7 protein-coding genes and 1 pseudogene are annotated in these 7,835 nt (G+C 74.9%); 5 read left to right on the top strand and 3 right to left on the bottom strand.

What is annotated here, in order from left to right:
- A partial coding sequence (locus tag ABD308_RS29220) for a DUF7224 domain-containing protein (protein WP_425554878.1) occupies positions 1-534 on the top strand: 534 nt, incomplete at its 5' end.
- A complete protein-coding gene (locus tag ABD308_RS29215; RefSeq protein WP_344341058.1) occupies positions 531-1,136 on the top strand; it encodes a hypothetical protein in 606 nt (201 codons plus the stop codon). The genes ABD308_RS29220 and ABD308_RS29215, both read left to right, overlap by 4 nt.
- A 491-nt stretch (positions 1,137-1,627) precedes the next feature.
- Here ABD308_RS29215 and ABD308_RS29210 read toward each other — a convergent pair whose 3' ends face one another.
- Entirely contained in the window at positions 1,628-2,509 is an 882-nt protein-coding gene (locus tag ABD308_RS29210; protein WP_344341052.1) for a pentapeptide repeat-containing protein, read from the bottom strand.
- Positions 2,510-2,663: 154 nt separating this feature from the next.
- Between ABD308_RS29210 and ABD308_RS29205 the strand changes: the two genes are divergently transcribed.
- Positions 2,664-4,310 carry a DUF2079 domain-containing protein gene (locus tag ABD308_RS29205; protein ID WP_344341047.1) on the top strand — a complete coding sequence of 549 codons (1,647 nt, stop codon included), beginning with the start codon at positions 2,664-2,666 and terminating at the stop codon, positions 4,308-4,310.
- Between the two features lie 42 nt (positions 4,311-4,352).
- Here the strand turns inward: ABD308_RS29205 and ABD308_RS29200 are convergent, their stop codons facing one another.
- The gene (locus ABD308_RS29200) at positions 4,353-5,150 is read right to left on the bottom strand and encodes an SGNH/GDSL hydrolase family protein (protein ID WP_344341041.1); all 798 of its coding nucleotides are present in this window, start codon (positions 5,148-5,150) and stop codon (positions 4,353-4,355) included.
- A 282-nt stretch (positions 5,151-5,432) separates the two neighbouring features.
- A pseudogene (locus tag ABD308_RS29195) lies at positions 5,433-5,783 on the bottom strand (winged helix-turn-helix transcriptional regulator); the annotation flags it as partial.
- A gap of 96 nt (positions 5,784-5,879) precedes the next feature.
- Between ABD308_RS29195 and ABD308_RS29190 the strand changes: the two are divergent.
- Both ABD308_RS29190 and ABD308_RS29185 read left to right on the top strand, forming a co-directional pair.
- A complete protein-coding gene (locus tag ABD308_RS29190) occupies positions 5,880-7,094 on the top strand; it encodes a pyridoxal phosphate-dependent aminotransferase (protein ID WP_344341035.1) in 1,215 nt (404 codons plus the stop codon).
- Positions 7,095-7,139: 45 nt separating this feature from the next.
- On the top strand, positions 7,140-7,799 hold the full coding sequence (locus ABD308_RS29185; RefSeq protein ID WP_344341029.1) for a ThuA domain-containing protein: 660 nt from the start codon (positions 7,140-7,142) through the stop codon (positions 7,797-7,799).
- Positions 7,800-7,835 lie beyond the last annotated feature (36 nt).

The following is a 7,835-nucleotide window of genomic DNA, read 5'->3' as shown; positions in this document are numbered from 1 at the left end:
GAACCGGTGCGGGCCCGGGCCGCCGCCGGCCTGGTCTGCGACGACGGACGGCCGCGCGTCTGCCTCTGGCCGGAACTGGGCGGCGCCCGCTCGGCCGTGGTCCGGGCCGAGGTCCGGAGGGTCACCGACACCCTGGCCGGGCGCGGCGTCGCCGTCCCCGGCGGGTTCACCATGGCGGCCCGGCCCGGACCGGACGAGGCCGGGCTCGGCGTCCCGACCGACGCCCGGGCGCAGGACGTCGCCCCCGCCGTGGTCGGCGGCCTGCTCCCGCGCGCCCCCGACTGCGCCCGGCGCGGCGAGCCCTACCCGGCCGCGGCCGTCATCGGCACGGTCACCGCCTGGCTCACCGCCCGAGCGGGCCCGGACGGCACCACCGTCCCCGCGGCCGGCGTCGACGTCCGCTTCACCGAGGCCCTCGCCGCCCGCGCCGCCCGGCTGCTCCAGCTGCCCGGCGGAGCTCAGCTCGACTGGTACCGCGCCACCACGGCGGCCCTGGCCGACTGCGCCACGGCCGCCGGAGGGGGTGGGCCGTGATCTGGTGGTGCAAGGCGCGCGCGGTCCCGGTGCTCACGGCCGTCCTCGCCGGGACGTTCACCCTCGGCCTGCTGGTCGGGGACGGCGAACTGCCGGTGCCCGCCCTCCACGGGCAGGCCGGGCACTTCCTCCTCGCGCACGTGATCACCCTGCTCCCGGCGGTGTCCCTGCTGTACGGGCTGGGCCGGGGCGACCTGCGCACCGAGGCGGTTGCCGGACGCTTCCTGCGCGGCCTGGACGCCGGGCTCGCGCTCACCCTCGCGGCCGCCGGAGCGACCTGCGGCGGCCTCGCGTACCTGGCCGGCCAGGGCGCACTCGCCCTGGTCCTGGCCCGCAACATCGCCGGCTACCTCGGCCTGGCGCTGCTGCTCCATCCCGTGATCGGCCACCGCCCGACCGCCGCCGCACTCGCCACCACCCCGCTCCTCTGCTCAGCGGCCGGCTGGTACCCGAACGCCCACCCCCGCCCCTGGGCCTGGCCCCTCCACCCGGCCCACTCCCCCGTCGCGCTGGCCACCGTCGCCCTGCTCCTACTCGCGGGCACGACCTGCGCCCTACTCCCGCGCCACCCGCCCATCCCCCTACGTCTCCCGACCAGCTGACGCCCCCGCCCAAACCTCCCGAACCACGCGCACGCTCTCACCAAGCGGCCGAACAACCAGGCAACGAGGAGGCCCACCCCGAACGAGCACTCACGAAGCACGCGCCCACGGCCACCCACCGCCGGCGAGACCTCCCACACCTCGCCCCTACGGCCTCCGCCCGCATCCCCCGGCACCCATCCACCCCGTAACCCACGAAGCACGCGCCCACGCCCACCCGCCGTCGTGCGACTCCCCGCCGGCTGAACCCAGACCCACCCGCCGGGCAGCCAGGCATCCCACCGCCGACGAAACCTCCTGCCGCTCGCCGCCACGACAGCAGTCGGGCAGCTCACCGACGGCGGGGTCTGGCCGAACGGCCACCACCCCGGGGCTGTCGCCCCCGCCCGCCCGACAGCAGGCGCGCAGCAGCAGCGGGGCCTGGTCGGACAGATACCGGACCACGAGTCGCAGGCGCCCGACCGCAGCGCCCCGCCCGGCAGGCGCGCGGGTCAGCGGCGGCGGCGGGGCCTGGCCGGACGGGCACCGCCCTGGGGCTTGCGGGGCGGGGCCGGGGTGTCGGTCGTCGTGGGCCAGTGGGTGGGGCGGGTCAGGGCGGCGGGGAGGCGGGTGGCGGCGTCGCCGCGGGCCGCGTTGAGCTGGGCCTGGGTGAGGAAGAGCGCCTCGGTGAGGTCGGCGCCCGCCAGGTTGGCGTCCCGCAGGTCGGCGCCGACCAGGTCGGCGAGCCTCAGGTCGGCGCCGGACAGGTCCGCGGCCACCAGGAGCGCGCCGCGCAGGTTGGCCCCGCGCAGGTCCGCCCCGCGCAGGCGGGCGCCGAAGAGGTCCGCGCCGCGGTGCTCGCGTCGGCGCGGGACGGCTGCCCGGACCAGTTCGCTCGCCTTGAGCAGCAGCTCGGCCACCGCCTGCCGGTGCGCGGGCACGTCGACCGCCAGGATCTCCTCCGGCGTGCCGCCGGCCAGCCGCCCGGTCTCCTCCAGCGCCCGGCGCAGCTCCCCGTGCACGGGGCGGGCCGGCTCGAAGGTGAGCGCCTCGGTGAGGTACCAGAGCAGCTCGTGCAGTTGCCGCACCACCGGGAACACCTCGAACATGGTCCCCGCGTCCTCCGGCGCCTCGCGCCAGCCGCGCCCGCCGAAGGTGACCTGGGAGACGTGCTGGCCGGCCCCGAAGCAGTCGTACACCGTGCAGCCGGGGAAGCCGCTGTCGCGCAGCCGCTCGTGGATGCCGCAGGTGAAGTCCGTCCGCAGATTGCGGCAGGGGCTGCCGGCGGCCTTGTTCACGGCGAAGTCGGTGCCGGCGGCGAACGGCAGCGCGACGCAGCACAGCCCGAAGCAGCTCCCGCAGTCGGAGACGAGGTTGAGACCCGGGACGCTCACGATGCTGTTGTTCCTCCGGTACGACGGTGGGGTGGCGCGGTGGCCTGGTACGACGGTGCAGCTCCAGAGCGTACCGACAGACCCCGCCCGGCCGTCGGTTAGTGTGGTCGGCCGAACACAAGCAGCACCACGACACCGGCGGAGGAACCAAGGCATGTCCCGGCACGACGTGGCGCCGTACCCGGACACCGAGGGAACCACGGGCACCGAGAACGCCAAGGGCACCGCGAGCGCCGAGGACGCCGCGCGGCCGACCGCCCTCCGCCTCCCGTACCGCGCCCGCACGGTCGCGTTCACCCTGCTCTGCTTCGCGGTCTGCCTGGCGATCGGCGCCCAGCAGTGGACCACCCTCCAGCTCGGCGGCTTCGACCTCGGCATCTTCGACCAGGGCGTGCGCGGCTACGCGCACTTCGGCCTGCCCGTGTCGTCGCTGAAGAGCCACCACCACGAGTTCCCGCCCGGCTTCTCGCTGCTCGGTGACCACTTCTCTCCGGTGATCGCGCTGATGGCGCCGCTCTACTGGCTCTGGGACGACCCGCGCTCGCTGCTCCTCGGCCAGGCGCTCTGCTTCGCCGCCGGCGTGCCGCTGATCCGCCGGATCGCCGACCGCTGCTTCGCCGGCGCCGACCGCCGCACCGCGCGCCGCGCCGCCGACCTGGCCGCCCTCGTCTACGGGCTGGGCTGGCCGCTGCTGGTGGCCTCGCGCGGAGGCTTCCACGAGGTGGCGTTCGCCGTGCCGCTGACGCTGCTGATGCTGGAGCGCGGGATGGCCCGGCAGTACTGGGCGTCCGCGCTGGCCGGTCTGCTGCTGTGCTGCACCAAGGAGGACATGGGCCTGGCGGTCGGCGCGTACGGCCTGGTGCTGCTGCTGCGGGCGCGCCGGGAGCCGGACGCCGACCGGCGCCGACCGGCCGTCCGCTGGGGCCTGGGCCTGCTGCTCGGCGGCCCGCTCGCCTCGGCGGTGGCGATCGCGAAGCTGATCCCGGCGATGGGCGGGGCGCCCGGTTACTACTGGAACTACGAGGGGCTCGGCGAGGACGGCGGCTCGGCGGTCGCCAACGTGCTGACCGACCCGACCCTCCTCGTCTCGACGTTCTTCGACGCCCCGCTGAAGCCGCTGCTGCTGCTCTGGCTCTTCGGCACCCTGTTCCTCCTCCCGCTCCGCTCGGCGACCGTGCTGATCGCCGTCCCGCTGCTGGCGGAGCGGGTGCTCTCCAGCAACCCGAACCACTGGTCGATCGCCCGGCACTACGACGCGTTCCTCTGGCCGATCCTGCTGGTCGCCGCGCTGGAGGTGCTGGGCCGCCACCACGACCGCGTGCTGACCTGGCGGCTCGGCGTGGCGGCGGCGGCCGTGACCGTCGCGGCCGCGCTGCCGCTCGGCGCGGCGAACCTCTTCGTGCCGGCCTACTGGCAGCCGAAGGTGAGCGAGGCGGCGCTGCAGCGCGGTGCGGCGCTGGTCCCGGACGGCGCGTCCGTGGAGGCCGACAACCAGGCGGCGCCCCGGCTGACCGCCCGCGCGGACGTGGTGCTGGTCGACGAGACGCCGCGCGGGCGCGAGTACGTGCTGATCCGCGCGGACAAGCGGTCCTTCCCGTTCAAGACCGACCGGGAGCAGGCGGCCCGGATCGAGCTGCTGCTGGCGCACGGGTACCGGACGGTCTGGTCGGAGGACGGCGTGTTCCTGCTGCACCGGGAGGGCGACGAGCCGGTCCCGGGCGAGCACGTGCCCGGCCCGGACGCCGTCCCGTACCAGGAGGAGGTGCCGTCGGACGTGGGACACAACCTCTTTCGCGGCTGACGTCGGCAACCCCCAAGCGCCCCCGGCCCTCAGCCCTCGGCCTCAGCCCTCGTACGGCAGCAGCTCCGCGCGCTTGGGCGGGCGGCCGTCACCGGAGGAGCGGCCGGTGAGGCGGCGGCCGATCCACGGGCCGAGGTGGGTGCGGGCCCAGCGGGCGTCGGCGGCCAGCCGCTCGCCGCGGGTCGGCGGGGCGGCGGTCGGCAGCGGGGCGCGCCAGTCGAAGCCGGCGGGGTGGCCGAGCGCCTCCAGGACGGCCTCGGTGACCCGGCGGTGTCCCTCGGGCGAGAGGTGCAGCCGGTCCTCCGCCCAGAGCCGGCGGTCGTCGAAGCAGGGCGCGGAGAAGAGGTCGACCACGGCGATGCCCGGGTCCTGGGCGAGCTCGTGCACGAAGGCCTTCATCCGCAGGATCGCCGGGAGCAGCCGGGTCGAGCCGGCCATCCGCCGGGTCGGGTCGGTGCTGGTGAACATGACCACGGTGGCGCCGCCGGCGCGCAGCCGGGTGGCGGAGGCGCCGAGCAGTTCCTCGACCCGGGCGACGTCGCAGCGCGGCCGCAGCACGTCGTTGAGCCCGCCGGCCAGGGTGACCAGCTCGGCGCCCATGGCGGCGGCGGTCTCCAGCTGCTCGTCGTGGATCTGGCCGATGAGCTTGCCGCGGACGGCGAGGTTGGCGTACCGGAAGTCCCCGGCCGGGTGGTCGGCGGCGAGCCGGGCGGCGACGCGGTCGGCCCAGCCCCGGAAGTGTCCGTCGGGCCGCAGGTCGTCGCACATGCCCTCGGTGAAGGAGTCCCCGACGGCGACGTAACTGCGGAAGGCGGTGGGCGTGTTCTCCGTGTTCTCCATGGCCCGTCGATCGTACGCGCGGGGGCGGCGCCGGGGTCGGGCGGCCTCGGGGGGCGGCGAATCAACGGCCACGGCAAGCGGACGCCGATCCCCCGTTGATCGGCGCCGGTCAGAGTGGTGCACGTCGGCGGCGCCGCCCGACGGATCCGGGACCGGTCACGGGGGAACCGGTCCCGGAGTACCGGGCGCGCCGCCGACCACCGCCGTCGCCACCGGCCACCGCTCCCACCACCGGCGGCAGGCCGGTCAGACCTCCACCGGTTCCCCCACCGCGCCGGTGACCCAATGCGTTCGAACGGCATCGGTCGGCCGCTGCTCCCCCAGCGCGTCGAGCCCCCAGACGCCGAGCGCCTCGACGACCGGCCGCAGCGCGGCACCGCGCGCGGTCAGTTCGTAGACGGTGACGTTGGCCGGCCGCTCAAGGCGGCGCCGCTCGACGACGCCCTCGCTCTCCAGCTGCTTGAGCCGCGCGGCGAGGATGTCGGTGGAGACACCGGGCAGGTCGGCGTGCAGGTCGGTGTAGCGGCGCGGGCCGGCCAGGAGTTCACGGACGATCAGGAGGCTCCAGCGCTCCCCCACCGCGTCCAGGGCGCGGGCGACGGCGCAGTACTGGTCGTAGCTTCGGCGTGACATGTGGATCAGCATAGCCAAGAGGTTGGACTTTCCAAGTGCCTACTTGGTAGAACAAAGCCACCAGGATCGAGCGGGGTGACGGTCGGGAGGCCGCAGATGGAGTTTCGGCAGTCCAGCAAGCTGAATGACGTGTGCTACGAGATCCGCGGACCGGTGGTCGACCAGGCCAACGCGCTGGAGGAGGCCGGGCACAGCGTGCTCCGGCTGAACACCGGCAACCCGGCCACGTTCGGCTTCGAGGCACCGGAGGAGATCCTTCAGGACATCATCCACAACCTCCCCCGGGCGCACGGCTACAGCGACTCGCGCGGCATCCTGCCCGCCCGCCGCGCGGTCGTGCAGTACTACCAGCAGCGCGGCGTCGACGGCGTGACCGTCAACGACGTCTACCTCGGCAACGGCGCCTCCGAGCTGATCCAGATGGCCGTCACCGCACTGGTGGACGACGGCGACGAGGTGCTCGTCCCGATGCCCGACTACCCGCTGTGGACGGCGGTCGTCCGGCTGGCCGGCGGCAAGGCGGTGCACTACGCCTGCGACGAGGAGGCGGACTGGTTCCCCGACCTCGACGACATCGCCGCGAAGATCACCGCCCGCACCAAGGCGATCGTGGTCATCAACCCCAACAACCCCACCGGCGCGGTCTACCCGAAGGAACTGCTGGAGGGCATCCTCGACCTCGCCCGCCGCCACCAGCTGATGGTGCTGGCCGACGAGATCTACGACAAGATCCTCTACGACGACGCCGAGCACCACTGCCTGGCCGCCCTCTCCGACGACGTGCTCACCCTCACCTTCAACGGCCTCTCCAAGTCCTACCGGGTGGCCGGCTTCCGCAGCGGCTGGCTGGTCGTCTCCGGCCCCAAGCGGCACGCGGCCGACTACCTGGAGGGCCTCACCATGCTCTCCGGCATGCGGCTGTGCCCCAACGTGCCCGCCCAGTACGCCGTCCAGGCCGCGCTCGGCGGCCACCAGTCCATCAACGACCTGCTGCTGCCCGGCGGCCGCCTCACCGAACAGCGCGACGTCGCCTTCCGCGCCCTCAACGAGATCCCCGGCGTCAGCTGCGTCAAGCCCCGCGGCGCCCTCTACGCCTTCGCCAGGCTCGACCCGGCCGTCCACCGCATCGTCGACGACGAGCGCTTCGTCCTCGACCTCCTGCTCCGCGAGAAGATCCACGTCGTCCAGGGCACCGGTTTCAACTGGCCCCGCCCCGACCACTTCCGCTTCGTCACCCTGCCCCGCGCCGACGACCTGGAGACCGCCATCAACCGCATCGGCCGCTTCCTCGCCACCTACCGCCAGACCTGAGCCCCGCCGCGGAGGCCCCGGACGGGACTGGCAGGATCGTCCACCATGGCCCGGATCCTGATCTACCGTCGCAACCTCCGCTTCCCGCACGCCTCCGTCGTCGACGGCACCCGCGCGCTCGGCGAACTGGGCGAACGGCACGGCTTCACCGTCGACGCCACCGAGGACCCGGCCGTCTTCCGCCCCGCCGCGCTGCGCCGGTACGCCGCCGTGGTGTTCCTCTCCACCGGCGGCCCGGTGCTCGACGAGGCCGGCCAGGACGCGCTGCGCGCCCACCTGACCGCCGGTCACGGCTGGCTCGGCGTGCACGCGGCGTCGAGCACGGCGTACGAGTGGCCGTGGTTCGAGGGGCTGGTCGGCGCCCGGTTCGACCGGCATCCGGCGATCCAGACCGCGCCGGTCCGGGTCGCCGACCCCGGCCACCCGGCCACCGCCCACCTGCCGGCCCGCTGGGAGTGGACCGACGAGTGGTACGACTTCCGCTCCGACCCGCGTGAGCGCGGCGCCCGCGTGCTGCTCACCGTCGACGAGGCCGACTACACGGGGGCCGCGATGGGCCTGGCCGACCGTCACCCGCTCGCCTGGTGCGGGGAGCACGACGGCGCGCCGACCTTCTACACCGCGCTCGGCCACGCGCCCGAGGCGTACGCGGACCGGGCCTTCCGGGGGCACCTGCTCGGCGGCCTGCGGCACGTGCTCGGCTGACCGCGGTACTGGAGGCCGCCGCGACGGCGAACCGCC

The sequence above is a fragment of the Kitasatospora putterlickiae genome, from assembly GCF_039527695.1.
Taxonomy (GTDB): domain Bacteria; phylum Actinomycetota; class Actinomycetes; order Streptomycetales; family Streptomycetaceae; genus Kitasatospora; species Kitasatospora putterlickiae.
The sequence above is the reverse complement of the archived record's forward strand: the minus strand, read 5'-3'. Positions and strand labels throughout refer to the sequence as shown.